This window comes from Cupriavidus sp. YR651 (assembly GCF_900101625.1).
Lineage (GTDB): Bacteria > Pseudomonadota > Gammaproteobacteria > Burkholderiales > Burkholderiaceae > Cupriavidus.
Genome location: NZ_FMYZ01000001.1, coordinates 1039123 through 1056479, shown reverse-complemented (window position 1 = coordinate 1056479; position 17357 = coordinate 1039123). Strand labels below are relative to the sequence as shown.

The 17357-nt window shown below is 63.7% G+C and carries 15 protein-coding genes; 9 read left to right on the top strand and 6 right to left on the bottom strand.

Annotated features, from left to right (window positions below; all coding sequences use genetic code 11):
* The first annotated feature begins 5 nt into the window (after positions 1–5).
* From BLR29_RS04765 to BLR29_RS04730, 8 genes are all read left to right on the top strand, one after another.
* Positions 6–1133, top strand: a complete 1128-nt coding sequence (locus tag BLR29_RS04765) for a UDP-2-acetamido-2,6-beta-L-arabino-hexul-4-ose reductase (RefSeq protein ID WP_092134954.1) — start codon at positions 6–8, stop codon at positions 1131–1133.
* Positions 1134–1164: 31 nt separating this feature from the next.
* Positions 1165–2295: a non-hydrolyzing UDP-N-acetylglucosamine 2-epimerase gene (gene wecB / locus BLR29_RS04760; protein ID WP_092134953.1), complete on the top strand. Its 1131-nt coding sequence runs from the start codon at positions 1165–1167 to the stop codon at positions 2293–2295.
* Between the two features lie 3 nt (positions 2296–2298).
* A complete protein-coding gene (locus BLR29_RS04755; protein ID WP_092134951.1) occupies positions 2299–3528 on the top strand; it encodes a glycosyltransferase family 4 protein in 1230 nt (409 codons plus the stop codon).
* Positions 3525–4118: a sugar transferase gene (locus BLR29_RS04750; protein WP_092134949.1), complete on the top strand. Its 594-nt coding sequence runs from the start codon at positions 3525–3527 to the stop codon at positions 4116–4118. Before BLR29_RS04755 ends, BLR29_RS04750 begins: the two co-directional genes overlap by 4 nt.
* Before the next feature lie 19 nt (positions 4119–4137).
* The gene (locus tag BLR29_RS04745; RefSeq protein ID WP_092134948.1) at positions 4138–4797 is read left to right on the top strand and encodes an acetyltransferase; all 660 of its coding nucleotides are present in this window, start codon (positions 4138–4140) and stop codon (positions 4795–4797) included.
* A gap of 20 nt (positions 4798–4817) precedes the next feature.
* Positions 4818–5993 carry a DegT/DnrJ/EryC1/StrS family aminotransferase gene (locus BLR29_RS04740; RefSeq protein WP_092134946.1) on the top strand — a complete coding sequence of 392 codons (1176 nt, stop codon included), beginning with the start codon at positions 4818–4820 and terminating at the stop codon, positions 5991–5993.
* A gap of 197 nt (positions 5994–6190) precedes the next feature.
* The gene (locus BLR29_RS04735; RefSeq protein WP_255371115.1) at positions 6191–7936 is read left to right on the top strand and encodes a nucleoside-diphosphate sugar epimerase/dehydratase; all 1746 of its coding nucleotides are present in this window, start codon (positions 6191–6193) and stop codon (positions 7934–7936) included.
* A gap of 71 nt (positions 7937–8007) precedes the next feature.
* Positions 8008–8682: an aspartyl/asparaginyl beta-hydroxylase domain-containing protein gene (locus tag BLR29_RS04730; protein ID WP_092134943.1), complete on the top strand. Its 675-nt coding sequence runs from the start codon at positions 8008–8010 to the stop codon at positions 8680–8682.
* A gap of 75 nt (positions 8683–8757) precedes the next feature.
* On the opposite strand, the gene BLR29_RS04725 is transcribed toward BLR29_RS04730, so the two are convergent.
* From BLR29_RS04725 to BLR29_RS04700, 6 genes are all read right to left on the bottom strand, one after another.
* Positions 8758–9570 carry a GumC domain-containing protein gene (locus BLR29_RS04725; RefSeq protein WP_143018415.1) on the bottom strand — a complete coding sequence of 271 codons (813 nt, stop codon included), beginning with the start codon at positions 9568–9570 and terminating at the stop codon, positions 8758–8760.
* Positions 9571–9653: 83 nt separating this feature from the next.
* Positions 9654–10799 (bottom strand): glycosyltransferase family 4 protein, encoded by a 1146-nt coding sequence (locus BLR29_RS04720; protein ID WP_092134940.1) that lies wholly within the window; start codon positions 10797–10799, stop codon positions 9654–9656.
* Positions 10796–12046 (bottom strand): lipopolysaccharide biosynthesis protein, encoded by a 1251-nt coding sequence (locus BLR29_RS04715; RefSeq protein ID WP_092134938.1) that lies wholly within the window; start codon positions 12044–12046, stop codon positions 10796–10798. Before BLR29_RS04715 ends, BLR29_RS04720 begins: the two co-directional genes overlap by 4 nt.
* Positions 12046–13197, bottom strand: a complete 1152-nt coding sequence (locus tag BLR29_RS04710; protein WP_092134937.1) for a glycosyltransferase — start codon at positions 13195–13197, stop codon at positions 12046–12048. The genes BLR29_RS04715 and BLR29_RS04710 overlap by 1 nt, the downstream gene beginning before the upstream one ends.
* Positions 13194–14522, bottom strand: coding sequence for a sugar transferase (locus BLR29_RS04705; RefSeq protein WP_092134935.1), 1329 nt, complete (start codon positions 14520–14522; stop codon positions 13194–13196). The genes BLR29_RS04710 and BLR29_RS04705 overlap by 4 nt, the downstream gene beginning before the upstream one ends.
* Position 14523: 1 nt before the next feature.
* Positions 14524–15669, bottom strand: a complete 1146-nt coding sequence (locus tag BLR29_RS04700) for a glycosyltransferase family 4 protein (protein ID WP_092134934.1) — start codon at positions 15667–15669, stop codon at positions 14524–14526.
* Positions 15670–15959: 290 nt separating this feature from the next.
* On the opposite strand from BLR29_RS04700, the gene BLR29_RS04695 reads away from it, so the two are divergent.
* Entirely contained in the window at positions 15960–17345 is a 1386-nt protein-coding gene (locus BLR29_RS04695) for a phosphomannomutase/phosphoglucomutase (protein WP_092134932.1), read from the top strand.
* Positions 17346–17357 lie beyond the last annotated feature (12 nt).

Here is a 17357-nt window from a genome sequence, read left to right as displayed (position 1 = left end):
GTCGCATGAACGTGCTGATCACCGGCGCTGACGGCTTCGTTGGCAAGAACCTGCGGCTGCATCTTGCCGAGCGCAAGGATGTACAGGTGCGAACCTTCACGCGTGAAGACGACGTGGCGAGCCTGCCGGCGCTGCTGAGCGAAGCCGATTTTGTCTTTCACCTCGCAGGCGTGAACCGGCCGCAGGATCCGGCCGAGTTCGTCTCCGGCAATGCGGGCCTGACGGAGTCGCTTTGCAAGGCGCTCTGCGACGAGGCGGCGACCCGTGGCCGCCGCGTGCCGGTCATCTACACATCGTCCACGCAGGCCGAGCGCGACAATGCCTATGGTGCGAGCAAGCGCGCCGCCGAACAAACCCTGTTCGCCGCGCAGGCAAGCCACCAGGTTCCGGCTCACGTATTCCGTTTGCCGAACGTGTTCGGCAAGTGGTGCAAGCCCAACTACAACTCCGCGGTCGCCACGTTTTGCCACAACGTCGCCCGGGATCTGCCCATCCAGGTGAACGATCCCGCGGCGCCTGTCACGCTGGTCTACGTCGACGATGTCGTGGAGCGCTTCGTGCAGCTGATGGATGGCGCGGACAGCCAGACCGATGCGGACGGCTTTGCCACCGTCACGCCGCAGTACACGACCACCGTAGGCGAGCTGGCCGACAACATCCGCACGTTCCGCGATAGCCGCAACACACTGGTGACGGAGCGCGTTGGCACTGGCCTCGTGCGAGCGCTCTATGCCACGTACGTGAGCTACCTGCCCGTTGAATCGTTCGCGTACACGGTGCCGCAATACGGAGATCCGCGAGGTGTCTTCGTCGAAATGCTCAAAACGCCGGACTGCGGCCAGTTCTCGTACTTCACGGCCCACCCGGGGATTACGCGCGGCGGTCACTATCACCACACCAAGACTGAAAAGTTCCTGGTCATCAAGGGGCAGGCGCGCTTCAAGTTCCGTCACATGCAAACCGGTGAGACGCATGAGCTGGTGACCAGCGGTGACAAGGCTGAAATCGTGGAAACCGTGCCCGGCTGGACGCACGACATCACGAACATCGGCCAGGACGAGATGATCGTCATGCTGTGGGCCAACGAAGTGTTCGACCGTGCCCGCCCGGATACCTTCGCCTGCCCGCTGTAAGCGGCGCGCGATTCGATAGATGCGAATTACGATGAACAAACTCAAAGTCATGACCGTGGTCGGCACCCGACCCGAGATCATCCGCCTGTCCCGCGTGCTGGCTCGCCTCGACCAATACTGCGATCACGTTCTGGTGCATACCGGCCAAAACTACGACTACGAGCTGAACCAGATCTTCTTCGACGATCTGGGCATCCGCAAGCCGGACCACTTCCTGAACGCAGCCGGCGGCAATGCCGCGGAGACGATCGGCAAGATCATCATTGCGATGGATGAAGTGCTCGGCCGCGAAAAGCCCGAAGCGCTGCTGGTGCTCGGCGATACCAATAGCTGCCTGTCGGTGATCCCGGCCAAGCGCCGCAAGATTCCGATCTTCCACATGGAAGCGGGCAACCGTTGCTTCGATCTGCGCGTTCCGGAAGAAACCAACCGCCGCATCGTCGACCACACTGCGGATATCAACCTGACCTATAGCTCGATCGCGCGGGAATACCTGCTGCGGGAAGGTCTGCCGCCCGACATGGTCATCAAGACCGGCAGCCCGATGGCCGAGGTGCTTGCACATTACCGGCCCGCCATCATGGCCTCCGACGTCCTGTCGCGCCTGGGCCTGAAAGAGGGGCAGTTCTTCGTCGTGAGCGCGCACCGCGAGGAGAATATCGATTCCGATGCGAACTTCGGCAAGCTGGTTCAGGTACTGAATACCGTGGCCGAGCACTATGACTTGCCCGTCATCGTCTCGACGCATCCGCGCACCCAGAAGCGTGTGGATGCGATGGGCGCGCGCTTCCACGCGAACGTGCAACTGCTCAAGCCGTTGGGCTTCACGGACTACAACAAGCTGCAGCTTTCCGCGCGAACGGTGTTGTCCGATAGCGGCACGATCAACGAGGAATCGTCGATCATGAACTTCCCGGCGCTGAACCTGCGTGAAGCCCACGAGCGCCCTGAGGGCATGGAAGAGGCCGCGGTGATGATGGTCGGCCTGGAGGCCAATCGTGTCATGCAGGGCCTGGCCATCCTGGAAGATCAGGCGCGCGGCGACAGCCGCCTGCTGCGTCAGGTGGCGGACTACAGCATGCCGAACGTTTCCGACAAGGTACTTCGGATCATCCAGAGCTACACCGACTACGTGAATCGCGTGGTCTGGAAGAAGTACTGATTGATGGCAACCCGAGTCCTCCTGCTGACCCAGTGGTTCGACCCTGAACCGACGTTCAAGGGGATGGTGTTCGCGCGCGAACTGGTGCGGCAGGGCTTCGAAGTGGATGTGCTGACCGGCTTCCCGAACTACCCGGGAGGACGGCTATATCCTGGCTATCGCATGCGCTGGCGCCAGCGGGAGACCATCGACGGCGTCCGGGTGACGCGCGTTCCGTTGTACCCGAGCCACGACCAGTCCGCGATCCAGCGCGTGCTGAACTATGTCAGCTTCGCGGCGGCCGCGTTGAGCCACGGCGTGTTCGCGCGTCGTTGCGATGTCGTCTATGCCTATCACCCGCCGTTGACGGTGGGTATCGCGGCATCCCTGCTGCGGCTGATCCGCCGCATGCCGGTGGTCTACGATATCCAGGACATGTGGCCGGATACGCTGCGTGCCACCGGCATGATCGGCAATCCACGTGCGCTGGGCATTGTGGGCGCTGTCTGTGCGTGGGTGTACAAACGTGTCGACCAGATCGTGGTGCTATCGCCGGGATTCAAGCGGCTGCTGCTCGATCGCGGCGTGCCCGACGACAAGATCAATGTCATCTGCAACTGGGCGGATGAGGCCGCGCTTGCCGCCCCGTCCGGCACGCTGCCGGCGAGCTTTCCCGGCCCCGAGCGTTTCCGCGTTGTGTATGCGGGCAACATGGGGCGCGCCCAGGCCCTCGACGTCGTTCTCGACGCCGCGGCGTTGCTGAAGGCTCAGGGTTCGGCGGTCAGCTTCGTCCTGGTTGGTGGCGGGATCGAAGTCGAAAGATTGTCGCGACGCGCAACAGAGCAAGGCCTGGACAATGTGGTGTTCCTCCCGCCAGTACCGATGAGTGAGGTAGGCACCTTGTTGAACGCTGCCGACGCGCTGCTGGTGCATTTGCGCCGCGACCCGCTGTTCCAGATCACGATTCCCTCCAAGACGCAGGCCTACATGACCGTCGGAAAACCGCTGCTGATGGCGGTGGATGGCGATGCGGCCGATCTTGTGCGAGAGTCCGGCGGCGGCGTCGTGGCGGAATCGGAGAACGCAAGGTCACTTGCCGAAGCCGCACAGGCTCTGGCCGGGTTGTCGCCGGAGGAGCGCGAGACCATGGGCGCGCGCGCGCAGGCGTACTATCGTGAGCATCTATCGCTGGAAGTCGGTGTTTCCAGGTTTGGTGCCATTTTCAGAAAGATGGTTCGAGGCCGATCCGCATGAAGCGCCTTTTCGATTTCTGTGTTGCCGCCTTTGCGCTTGTCGTGCTGGCAGTTCCGCTGTTCTGCCTGGCGATACTGGTGCGGACCAGGCTGGGCAGCCCCGTGCTGTTTGCGCAGACCCGCCCCGGCAAGGATGGCAAACCGTTCCGCATGGTCAAGTTCCGGACCATGACCGATGAACGGGGCCCGGATGGTACATTGCTGCCCGATGCCGAGCGCCTGACGCGCTTTGGCCGGCTGCTGCGCGCCACCAGCCTCGATGAGTTGCCGGAGCTGTGGAATGTGCTTGGTGGCGACATGAGCCTGGTGGGCCCGCGGCCGTTGCTGATGGAGTATCTGCCGTTATATTCACCCGAGCAGGCGCGACGGCATGAAGTGCGCCCGGGGGTGACCGGCTGGGCGCAGGTGAACGGACGCAATGCGCTGAGTTGGGAAGAGAAATTCGCGCTGGATGTCTGGTATGTCGATCACCAGTCGTTCTGGCTAGACATCAGGATCTTGTGGCTTACGGTGCGCAAGGTGCTGGTTCGTGAGGGGATCAGCGCATCGGGCGAGGCCACGATGTCCAGATTTACCGGTTCGAAGCATTAAACGTGCGACCACGACTACTATGAAGCGATTTGCGATTTTTGGTGCGAGCGGATTCGGCCGCGAGGTCATGCCTGTCCTGCGTGAACAGCTGGAGCGCACGGAGACGGCGCCATGGGATCTCGTTTTCGTTGACGACAATCCGCCTGTCGAGAGCCTGAACGGACATCGTGTCCTCACCTACGATCAATGGCTTGCCGAGCCGGCGTCCTATCGCGCCATCAGTCTGGCCATCGCCAACAGTGCCGTGCGCGAGAAGCTGGCGGTGCGTTGTGCCGAGGACGGCGTCGCCTTTGTCGAGCCGCGTGCGGCCAACGTCGTCGCCATGGACGACGTACAGGTGGGCGAGGGGGCCATCCTTTGTTCGTTCGTGATGCTGACCAGCAACGTCCGCATCGGCCGCCAGTTCCACGCGAACATCTACAGCTACGTTGCCCATGATTGTGTGGTGGGCGACTTTGTCACGTTGGCCCCCGGGGTGAAGTGCAATGGCAACGTCGTGATCGAGGATCACGCGTACATCGGCACCGGTGCCATTCTCAGGCAGGGCAAGCCGGGCGAGCCGCTGGTGATTGGCCGTGGCGCTGTGGTTGGCATGGGCGCCGTGGTGACAAAGAACGTTCCGCCGGGCGTGACTGTGGTGGGCAATCCCGCCAAGCCGCTAGAGCGCCGCACGAGCTAAACTGACCGAGGGAGACAACCATGCTCAATACACCGTTTTCCCCCTGGCCGAGTTTCACCACGGAGGAGGCCGACGCCGTGCAGCGCGTGCTGCTGTCCAACAAGGTGAACTACTGGACCGGTACCGAATGCCGCGAATTCGAGAAGGAATTTGCGGAGTGGGCCGACACGCGCTACGCGCTGTCGCTGGCCAACGGCACGCTCGCCCTGGATGTCGCGCTCAAGGCGCTGAACATCGGACCGGGCGACGAGGTCGTCGTGACGCCGCGCACGTTCATCGCGAGCATCTCGTGTGTGGTCAATGCCGGCGCCACGCCGGTGTTCGCCGAAGTGGAGCCGGATAGCGGCAACCTCTCCGCGCGGACGATCGCCAAGGTGCTTACGCCACGCACGCGTGCCGTCATCTGCGTGCATCTCGGTGGCTGGCCGTGCGACATGGACCCCATCATGGCGCTGGCTGCGCAGCACGATTTCAAGGTGATCGAGGATTGCGCGCAGGCCCATGGCGCGCGCTATCGCGGCCGCAGCGTTGGCTCGATCGGCCATGTCAGCGCCTGGAGCTTTTGCCAGGACAAGATCATGACCACCGGTGGCGAAGGTGGCATGGTGACAACCAACGACGAGAGCCTGTGGCGCGCCATGTGGTCGTACAAGGACCATGGCAAGAGCTACGAGGCCGTCTATGAGCGTCAGCATCCGCCTGGTTTCCGCTGGCTGCACGAGAGTTTCGGCACCAACTGGCGCATGCTCGAAATGCAGGCCGTCATCGGCCGCATCCAGTTGCGTCGCATGTCGGACTGGACTGCCCGTCGCACGAAGAACGCGGAGGCCATCTGGAATGCGTGCCGTCCATTCTCGGCCGTGCGTGTTCCCGAGGTACCGGATGGTTCGGTGCATGCGCACTACAAGTGCTATGTCTACCTGAATCCCGGTCTGCTGGCATCCGGATGGACGCGTGACCGTATCGCGGAAGCCATCAATGCTGAAGGGGTTCCCTGCTATCAGGGATCATGCTCCGAGGTGTACCTGGAAAAGGCATTTGACGATACTGGCTGGCGCCCGGAGGAACGATTTGCCGTGGCGCGCGAGCTCGGCGAGACCAGCCTGATGTTCCTTGTGCATCCGACGCTGACCGATGCCGAGATCCAAAAGAGCTGCGCGGTGATCGCAGACGTACTGGGACGGGCCAGCCGGTGAACAAACTCATAGCGCTCCTGCTAGGGTTGCCGCGTCCTGCCAAGCGATGCGTGGTGGTGGCCCTGGACCTGGTGCTCTCCGTGGCATCGGTCTGGCTGGCGTTCTACCTTCGCATCGACCAGAGCGGCCTGCCGTTTCTCCAGCAGAAGTACGTCTACCTGCTGGCGCCGTTGCTGGCGTTCCCGCTGTTTGTGCGCATGGGCCTGTACCGCGCGATCTTCCGCTACACCGGTATGGCCGCGCTGGCCACGACCGCAAAGGCGGTAGGCATCTACGGTGCGCTGTTCTTCGGGGCGCTGGTGCTGTTCAAGTGGGATGGCGTGCCACGCAGCGTCGGGCTGATCCAGCCGATGCTGTTCCTGCTTCTGGTCGGTGCCAGCCGTGCCCTGGCGCGCATCTGGCTCGCGGGCAACACCGCCCGGAGCCGGCAATGGGAGGGACGGCTGCTGATCTACGGTGCTGGCGATGCGGGCGTGCAGACGGCCTCGGCACTTGCGTACGGCTGCCAGTTCGCGCTGCTCGGATTCATCGACGGCGATCCGGCCAAGATCGGCCGCACCATCAACGGTCTCGACATCATCAGCCCGTCCGACGTGCGCGAAGCCGTGGAAAGCATGGGTGTGACCGACATCTTGCTGGCAGTGCCCTCGCTCGGCCGGATGCGGCGCAACGAGATCATCGCCAGCCTGCGCGGACTGCCGGTGCACGTTCGCACGCTCCCCGGCATGGCTGACCTCGCATCGGGTCGGGTGACCATTCGCGACTTCCAGGAACTCGATGTGGAGGATCTGCTGGGCCGTGCCCCCGTACCGCCCGACCAGGCACTGCTCGCTCGCAATCTGGCGGACAAGTGCGTGCTCGTGACCGGCGCTGGCGGCAGTATCGGCAGCGAGCTGTGCCGGCAGATCGTATTCGAGAAACCGCGCCGCATCCTCCTGGTCGAGCACAATGAATTCGGGCTTTACACGATTCATCGCGAGCTGGAAGGGCTGTGCCAGGAAAACAAGCTGGCTGTCGAGATCGTACCGTTGCTGGCGAGTGTGTCGAAGCTGGGCCGCCTGCGCGAGATCTGCCAGAAGTACCGGCCTGCCACGGTGTACCACGCCGCGGCTTACAAGCACGTGCCGCTGGTGGAGTGCAATCCGTCCGAAGGCGTGCTGAACAATGTCTTCGGAACGCTCAACATGGCGCGCGCCGCCTTGGAGAGCGATGTCGAGTACTTCGTGCTCATTTCGACCGACAAGGCTGTGCGTCCGACCAATGTAATGGGTGCGACCAAGCGCATGGCGGAGCTGGCGCTGCAGGCGCTGGCGGGGTCGCGCACGATCGACTTCGAGGAGCTCGACAGGCGCCCGAGCATCGTGACACCCAACCGCACCGTCTTTGCGATGGTCCGGTTCGGCAATGTGCTGGGCAGCAGCGGCAGCGTGGTGCCGCTGTTCAGGCGCCAGTTGCACGAAGGCGGCCCGCTGACGGTCACGCATGAAGAAGTCACCCGCTACTTCATGACCATTCCCGAGGCGGCGCAGCTGGTGCTGCAGGCGGGCGCCATGGCGCATGGCGGCGAAGTATTCGTGCTCGACATGGGGCAGCCCGTGCGGATCATGGATCTGGCCCGGCGGATGGTCCAGCTTTCGGGCCTGACGGTGCGCGATGAGTCAAATCCGACAGGTGATATCGAGATCCAGGTGACTGGTTTGCGTCCTGGCGAGAAGCTTTATGAAGAGCTGCTGATCGGTGACAATCCAGAGCCGACGGCGCACGAACGGATCATGAAGGCGCGGGAAGACTATGTGCAGTGGGAGAAATTCGTCACCGTGCTGGCTTCGATGCGTCATGCTGCCGAGCAGAATGACGACACGCAGATCCGGAGCATTTTCGGGGAGTATGTGCACGGCTACGGCCGGCGGGAATTGGCGTGTGGCGATGCCACGGTAGCGTAGGGCAGTAGTGCCTGGTATTGGCTGTTAGCTGCCCGGGAAGGTAGACCCGGGCTTGACGGGAGCACAAAAAAATGAATCACGGATCTTTTCTCATCAAGGACAACTTCTTCTCGCCCGAGGAGCTGGAGCCGATCACGCAGTTGTGCCTGAAGCTGGATGCCCGGAAGAGCAATGTCCATGAAGAAGGGCGTTACAAGGACCTGCAGTGGCACAAGGTCGATCTGGTCGCCGAAGAACATCCGTTTATCGAGAGAATCTATGACTTCCTCGGGGCGAAGCGCGATGGGCTGTGTGTGTTCTACTACTTGTCACCCGGCGCGATGCTGCACCCTCATCGCGATCTGACCGGCGCGTCTTCGAATGCGCGGATCCGTTTCCACGTTCCCGTGATCACCAACGACAACGTGATCTTTGAGGTATCCCACAAGCGCGTCAAAATGCTGCCGGGTCAGCTCTGGTCGCTGGATACCTCGTACCTGCATAGCGTGGAAAATCGCAGTGACCAGACGCGCGTGCACATCGTGATTGAATGCGATATCGACGAGAAGGTCATGAAGCATCTTCCGCCGAAGACGATTGCCTCGCGTCTGCACGATATTCACTTCTTCTCGATCCTGGGTCTGGCGTTCGTCAAGGCCATGGCGATCAATTCCTGGAAGAATCCCGCCTATTTCGTCAATCAGCTGCGCATGATTGCGAAGTTCGTGGGCTGGCGATTCCTGGGGCAAAACCGCAAGGACATCTGATCCGGAAAGCAAAAATGCCGCGGTGTCGAACGAGTCAACACCGCGGCATTCAGGTTGTGCGGTCTGCGGTCGCGATTATCCGCGGATACGCGTCAGCACAAACAGTGCAATACCGAAGATCAGGCCTGCCAGCGCGCCCAGTCCCACGTACACGGTCCGGCCCGGAGAACTCGGCGTGGCGGGTACGTACGGTGCATCCATGATGCGGGTCGAGTAGGTCCGAATCGGCTCCAGGCTGTCTTCAAGCTGGGTCTTGCGACGCTGCAGATCGATCACCTGGCGGGATACCGTCGCCGCAATGTTGGTGGTGAACAGATCTCGTACTGCCGGGCCGTCACGCCCCTGAGATACCTTCAGCGAATCATAGGCCTTCGCATATTCCTGCTCGGCAACCGTTAGCTTCGCGTTGGTATCGGCAAGCTCCTTTTTCATTCTCTCGACGACGTCGTTGTACATCTTCTGGTGTTCACGCTCAATCAGCGCGAACGACGCTGTCAACGCCTTTGCGGCGAGCTCGGGAGAGTGCGCGTTGACCTGGACGGCGAGCAGATCCGTACCACGTCCGGGTGCGGCGCGCAGCGAATCGAAAATCAGTGTGGCATCGGCGTTCCCACCATCCGGCGCGGGCAAGCCAAGGTTCTTCAGTACGTTGAAGCGATAGGCGGGCTGGTTAATCTGGTCTACCGCGGTCATCTGCGATTCGATTGGCCGGACCGCCACGCCGGATTCAGCAAAAGTGGTGATCTGTCCCAGCTTCACAAGCATCCTGGCGGTCCACCGCGGTTCATGAAGGTGGAACAGTGCAAAGCCAATCAAGCCGCCCACGATTGTGGTCGCCAGTACCATCTTTGCCGATCGGGCAGCAAATATGGACAACGCGGTAATCATATTGAACTCTGTGCGGGGGCTTGCTTGCATTTGGTTACGTATGGTGGAGCCAAATCAGGGAATTGCTATTGTAGCTTGTTTGTTTATTGGGTTTGCCCGCGATCTGGCGGGCTAATCCACCGTTTCTGTGCCACGTCGCGCGTGGTTGGGACCGTTGTCAGCAATTCATCCCAACGGGTTTCGATTGCCTTCAGCGAGAATGCACGTGCGTCGGCTCTTGCCTGTTCGGCAAGTTTTTCGCGCAGGATTTCATCCCGCATCAATTGTGTGAGCGCGCGCGCCAGCGCGCTGGCGTCGTCGGCGGGCGCGATCCAGGCATTCTCGCCGTGGCGCAGGATCTCGCGTGGTCCTGCTTCGCAATCGGTTGATACCACCCCAAGGCCGAAAGACATCGCCTCGACCAGTACGAGACCGAAACCTTCGTATCGGGAGCTCAGACAGAAGATGGATGCATCGCGATAGAACTGTTCCACATTGCGCGACGTCCCTGGCATGCTGACGGATTCCCCCAGACCGAGTTCGCGAATCATCGACTCCAGGGGCTCACGCTCCTCACCGTCACCGACAATCTGAAGCGACCATCCAGGGCACGACGCGGCCACTTCGGACCATGCCTGGAGCAGGACGTCGAATCCCTTGGCGTGTGTCAACCGGCCGACGGACAAGACGCGTTGTGTGTGGCCCGACGCGGCATCGGCAGGGAAGGGAAACGGCAGGGGATTGGCAATGGCATGAACCTCGCATCGGGGATGCAATTGCTGAAGCCAGCGCTGTCTGTCCCGCTCGGTGAGGACCACGGCCGCGCTGTTGAATCGCCCCGCCAGCCACCGCGCCACCCGCCGCGCCCGCCTTCCCAGATCCTCGTCGAAATGACAATGCTCCCACGCGATGCGTCGCATCTTCAATCCCAGCGTCGCGGGCAGCGTGAACAGCGTGAGCATGGTATCGACTTCAATCAGTACCTCGACGCCGTGCTCGCGGACAAATCGTCGAATGCCCCGCACCGTGGAAACGTACTTGCGCTTGAACGACGGCCGTTCGTCGAATAGCGCGTGGTGCTCGACATCCGCATGCAGCGGAAAGACGCTGGCCCGATCCCACAGGCTCAGCACAAGCACGCGATACCCGCGTTCCGCCAGCGCATTGGCGATGACCGCAGTCATGCGTTCCGCGCCCGCGAACGCATTCAGCGTACCGGTCAGAAAGCAGACGGTGGGCAGCTTGTTCATGCCGACGCCACCTCTCGCACTGGGCGATGGCGCCACCACAGGGTCAGGCCGACGAGCACGGCCACGCCATTGCCCAGCGCGTAGCCGGCGACGGCGCCCAGGTTGCCGTAACGCGGAATGATGACCAGGTCGAAGGCAAGCGTGGCGCCCAGAACCAGCGCCCATTTGATGGCAAGCCAGCGCGGCCTGCGCAGGTACACCGCGAGCAGTGTCAGCCCGACGTCGGCGAAGACGAGTGCGGAGGCCACCGCGGCGGCGCGCAGCAGTGTCACGGTTGCGTCGAACGCGGAGCCGTAGAGCAGGCGCACGATCCACGGCGCGCAAGCGGAAATGGCCAGCCCACCGGCAAGACCGAGCGCACCCAGCCCGATCGCGATGCGGCCGATGTTGGCGTGTGCCTCGTCGAACGACTTGCGTGCGTAGACATAGGTCGGCGCAATGCCGGCGGCCAGAATGCCGGCCACCATTGTGAAGTTGTCGAGGACCTGCATGCAGGCAGCGTAGGCGCCGAAGTCCACGGCCGGCACGACGGGCTGCAGCACGAGCTGGTCGACGCGGCGCGCGCCCATCATGAGGATGAAGCTGACCCAGAACAGCGCGCCGCTGTTCATCAGCGCGCGCGCCAGCGTGGGCTGCCAGCCAAAGTCGCGCACCGGCGAACGTGACAGGTAGTAGCTGACCAGAAGTGCCGCCACCAGGAAGGGTTCGATTGTGAACGCGGCGGCGTAGCCGCTCACCTCGCGAACGCCGGTGGCAAACAACGCAGCGACGATAAGCGCCTTGATGATCAGTGCGACGAGGCTGAACAAGGTGCCCGGCCGATTGTTGGTGTGGGCCTGCATCCAGGCAACCACCACGCCGAACGGTTCGCGCAGCAGGATCGCCAGGCCAAGCCACAGCGCCGCGTGCCACACTTCCGCCGCCGGCGACGTCACGCCCAGGTAGGCACACATCAGCAGGTAGCCGGCCATGCCACCGGCCAGGCGCAGCACGAAGGCATGGGCGAGCAGCCGATACTGCGCAGCTGGTGCCGGTTCCGCAACGAGCCGGGGTACCACCACCTCGCCGCTACAGACGAGTGCCAGGGACGCGGCGATCAGGACAATCGATTGCGCGTACTGGAAGTGCGCAAAGCCGGCCGGCCCCAGCGCCCGCGCCAGCATGGCCACGACACCGATGCCGATGCCGACCTGGAAGCCGCGCTCGGCCAGCATCCACAGAAGATTGCCCGTCACGCGCCGGCGCATCAGGCAACTCCCACCTGCGGCAGCGAGGCCGTCCTGGCCACGCTCGCGTACAGATGCAGCCAGCGCGCGGCGATCGCGTCGAGCGAGAAAGCGGAAAGGGCACGATCCCGTCGGGCGGCTACGTCGACTGTCGTACCCCGGCCTTGCCGGAGCGCCGCTCCCAGTGCATGCGCGAATGCCTGGGCATCGCCGCGCGGCACGATGGTGCCCTGGTCGAGAAGGACTTCCTCAACGCCTGGCGCATCGGTGGCGACCACGGGGCAGCCGCAGGCGAGTGCCTCTACCAGAACCATTGGCAATCCCTCGATATTCGATGACAGCACGAATATGTCCGCCGCATTGAGCAGGGCGGGTACGTCGTCGCGCGGGCCCAGCAAGGTGACGCGCGGTGACAGGCCCATCGCGGCAATCTGTTCGGCCAGCGCCCCGTGGAGTGGCCCGCCACCTGCGATGAACAGGTGCGCGGGTGGCGTGGTGTCAAGATGGCCGAATGCGCGAAGCAGCAGGTCCTGTGCCTTCTCTGGAACCAGCCGTCCGACGTTCAGCACCAGCCGTGTATCGCTGCCGATGCCCAGACGCGCACGCGTGGCGTCGCGCAAGGTCGTATCCGGGCGAAACCGGTCGATATCGATGCCGTTTGGCATGACCATGATGCGATCGCCCGGCACCGCCCCTGCCGAGATCATGCCGGCGCGACCGTCGTTGCTGACGTGGGTCGTCAGTGACGTCCACCGGTCCGTCAATCGATAGGCCAGCATGCGCATGCGGCCGCCCTCGCGATAGCTGTGCGCGGTGCAAATCAATGGCGGGCAGCGCACGATGCGGGTCAGAACACGCGCAAACAGGTTGGCATGCACCATGTGCGCATGGATGACATCGGGTTGCCACGACCTGACCAGCGCGCGCGCGCGCCAGAGCGCCCGGACGATGCCCGCAGGCGTCTTGCGCATGTCGAGTTCGACGACATGGGCGTCAGCCGGCAGGTCGAGCTCGCGACCGGGCGACAGGCTGAGGATCGCGACGGCGTGGCCCATCGCCAGATACGCGCGTGCCAGGGCAACGACCTGATGCTCGGCGCCGCCGACCTTCAGGCCGGTCGTAACCAGCAGAATCCGCATCGGCGCGCCATTGGGCGTGGTGCGGACCATCATCGCGCCCCATACCCCGTCAGCAACGTCCGCACGGTCTTGACGCAAATCAGCAGGTCGAGCGCGAACGAGCAATGCTTGACGTAGTAGAGGTCATAGCTGAGCTTGGTGACGGTTTCCGCATGGGAGCCCACATAGCCCTGCTGTACCTGCGCCCAGCCGGACAGCCCCGGGCGCACGAGATGGCGATATGGGTAGTAAGGGATGGTTTCCGCGAACTCGTCGACCATCGGCACCTGCTCCGGGCGGGGGCCGATCAGGCTCATGTCGCCGACCAGCACATTCCACAGTTGCGGCAGTTCATCGAGCCGGTATTTGCGAATCACGCGGCCCACGCGGGTGATGCGAGGGTCCAGCCGCGAAGCGAACTGCGCGGGGGCATCGCGCTGGACGCCCATGCTGCGAAACTTCAGCATCGTGAAGGGGTTGCCGAACAGTCCCACGCGCGTCTGGCGGAACAGCACCGGTCCCGGCGATTCCAGTCGGATCGCCAGCGCGGTCAGCAGCGATGCCGGCAAGGCGACCGGCGCCAGGCAGAGCACCGCGGACAAGTCCAGCACGCGCTTGGCGAAGCCGTAGAGGTAGTGCCGCGCGTAGTCATCCAGGAAGTTCTCGTCGATATGGGCCAGGCCCACGCGGCCGGTCAGCATTTCGCCAACACGTTCCACGGAGTACATCCGCACATGGCTGAGCTTGAGTCGGGCAAGCGCCCGCGTGCGCTCGGGGTCGGCCGTGGCCGTGCGATCGAGCATCAGCCCGTTGTAATGCACGGCTTCCTCGATCGAGCGGATTTGCTCGAACCGCATGGGGCTGGGCGGCGTGGCGCCCGGCATGGCCAGGATGTCGCGCAGTTGATCGAGCGCGCGCGGGTCGGTGTAGCCGAACACCGGTACGTAGTTCTGCACGAAGCGGCGATAGCCAAAGCCGCTCCAGGCGAGGGTGGTCACATAGCCGAGCAGCAGCGCACCGCGCGAATACTCGATATGGAATGAGGCAAACACCAGGAGCAGCAGGCCAAATGGCAGCGTGGCGGCCACGCCAACCAGGCTGTTGCCCTCGATGGATGGCAGGTGCAGGGACCGGTGCAGCAGCACGAAGGTGCACAGGTAGGGCACGATCGACCACAGCAGCGTGCGTGTAAAGACGTACGTCACGATGCCGGTATGGTGGAGATACTCCGCCAGTGCGGTGTTCAGGCCGAACAGGACGAGGCCGAGCAGCGCCCAGGCCAGCATCCGGCTCACGCGTCGGACGGTTTCGGATCCGCGGGCGCTACCGGCGCCGGCCCGATGGCCGTGCATGGGCGCCGCTTCCTTGTTGGCCGACATCTCAGGCGTCTCCTGTCCGGACCGGGGCCGCGCTGGCGGTCTGGCCAATGGCTTGCTGGTAGACCCGCCAGGTCGCATCGGCCATCGGCCCGAGTTCGAAGGCGCGCGCCCAGCGGCCGCGGGCAGCCTGGCCGAGCACGATGCGCCGTTCAGGGCCGGTTGCCAGCGCACCGAGGATACGGGCCAGCGAGACGTCATCGTTGCCGCTCAACAGCACGCCAGCCGATTCCGCGCCGAATTGTTCGCGGATGCCCGGCAGATCCGTGGCGACGACCGGCAGGCCGGCGCGCATGGCTTCCAGGATCGACAGCGGCAGGCCCTCGTGATCGGAGACCAGTACGAAGAGCTGCGCGGATGCCAGCAGGCCGGGAATATCGTCGATATTGCCCGGCAGGTGAATGCGGCCGGGCGCCAGCTGATGGGCCAATGCACGCATGTCGTCGCGCAGGGGCCCGTCTCCGGCGATGACCAGTTCGCAGTCGTCAATGCCGGCGCGGGCGAACGCGCGGATCAGCACTTCCGGCCGTTTCGGCGCGGCAAAGCGGGCAACCATGACGATGCGGCGCAGCGGTTCCCCGGGTGCGGCACGCTCGGGTGTGTCGGCAATGCCGTTGTGGATCACGCTGACCCGCGTCGATGCGATCGGCAGGCTGGCGGCCATGGCGCGCTCCGCGTCCGCGACGCAGATCAGATGCGAGGTCAGCGGTGCCAGGCACCATTCGGCCAGACGCGACGCTATTCGGCGTACGGCGGGAGCGGCCGGCTTGAAGGCGAAGCCATGCACGGTATAGACAACCGGGATTCCCAGCCACCAGCCTGCCAGACGGCCCAGCGCACCGGCTTTGGCGCTGTGGACGTGGATGACGTCCGGCGCCGCCTGGCGCAACGCGGCCACGATCTGCCGCAATGTGGAGACGGCCCGAAGCGGTGACATCGTATTGTCGAGCAGAGATAACCGTACGGTGTTGGCGCCAGCTGCCCTGGCTGCAGCGAACAATGGGCCGTCGCCACCGGCCAGAACCGTGGCATCGACCTGCCCCCGCAGCGCTCGCAGGAGATCCGCGACGTGCGCCTGTGCGCCCCCGATCTCGGAATTCGTGATCAGGTAGGCGATTCGGGGCCGGGGCAGGGGCGAAGAGGTGTGCACGAGGGCGGAGGAAAGTCTGTTCGGGAGCACTGGAGGCCAGGCTCAGGCCGTATCCGGGCTTTTGGGGGCTGCGGCTGACAAGGACTTTGCGGTGCCGTCCGCGAGGGCCCGTCGCATGTGTGTTCACCGAGTGTGCCCCGGCGCACCAGGCGGCGATCCGGCATGGCTCGGTGATTATAAACTGGCGCGGTCGCCGTAATCCGGCAAAATATCGCCTTTGGCGCAACTTTGGCAGTGTGGCCGCTCTCCTTCACGGCTGCTGACGCAGCGCAACAAGCACGGGACCATCTATGCAAATTGACCCCACGATCTTCAAGGCCTATGACATCCGCGGCATCGTTGGCAAGACGCTGACGCCTGAAGTCGCGCGCTTCATCGGGCTGTCCTTCGGCTCAGCCGCCGTCGAGCTTGGCGAGAAAACCGTCGTGGTTGGCCGCGATGGCCGACTGTCAGGGCCGGACCTGCTGGGCGGCCTCGTGGAAGGCCTGCGTGCCGCGGGGGTCGACGTGATCGACCTCGGCATGGTGGCCACGCCGATGGTCTACTTCGGCACCAATATCGAGCTCGACGGCCGCCGCGCCACGTCCGGCATCATGGTCACGGGCAGCCATAACCCGCCCGACTACAACGGTTTCAAGATGGTGCTGGGCGGCAAGGCCATCTACGGCGACCAGATCCAGGCGCTGCGCCAGCGCATCGAGGCCCGCAAGTTCACGCAGGGTGCCGGCACCTACAAGCTCGTGGACGTACGCCAGCAATACCTCGACCGCATCGTCGGCGACGTGAAGCTCGCCCGCCCGATGAAAATCGCGCTGGATGCCGGCAACGGCGTGGCCGGGGCGTTCGTGGGCGACCTGTTCCGCGCCCTGGGCTGCGAGGTCGTTGAATTGTTCTGCGACGTGGACGGGCATTTCCCGAACCACCATCCCGACCCGGCCCATGTGGAAAACCTGCAGGACCTGATGAAATGCCTGCGCGAGACCGACTGCGAACTGGGCCTGGCTTTCGATGGTGACGGCGATCGCCTGGGTGTGGTGACCAAGGATGGCCAGGTCATCTTCCCCGACCGGCAACTGATGTTGTTCGCGGAGGAAATCCTGTCGCGCAACCCGGGCGCGCAGGTCATCTACGACGTCAAATGCACGGGCAAGCTGGCACCGTGGATCCGCCAGCATGGTGGCAACCCGCTGATGTGGAAGACCGGCCATTCGCTGGTCAAGGCCAAGCTCAAGGAAACCGGCGCGCCGATCGCCGGGGAGATGAGCGGCCACGTGTTCTTCAAGGACCGCTGGTACGGTTTCGACGACGGCCTGTACACGGGCGCCCGCCTGCTGGAAATCCTGTCACGCCACGCCGATCCGAGCGCGGTGCTGAACGCGCTGCCGGACTCCAACTGCACGCCGGAGCTGCAGCTCAAGTGCGCCGAGGGCGAGGCCTTCACGCTGCTGGACAAGATTCGCGCCAACGCGAAGTTCGAAGGCGCGAAGGAAGTCATCACGATCGACGGCGTACGCGTGGAATATCCCGATGGCTTCGGCCTGGCGCGTCCGTCGAACACCACGCCCGTGGTGGTGATGCGCTTCGAGGCGGACAACGATGCCGCGCTGGCCCGTATCCAGGCCGAATTCAAGCGCGTGATCCTGGCAGAGAAGCCGGATGCAAAGCTCCCGTTCTGATGCAATGGGGGA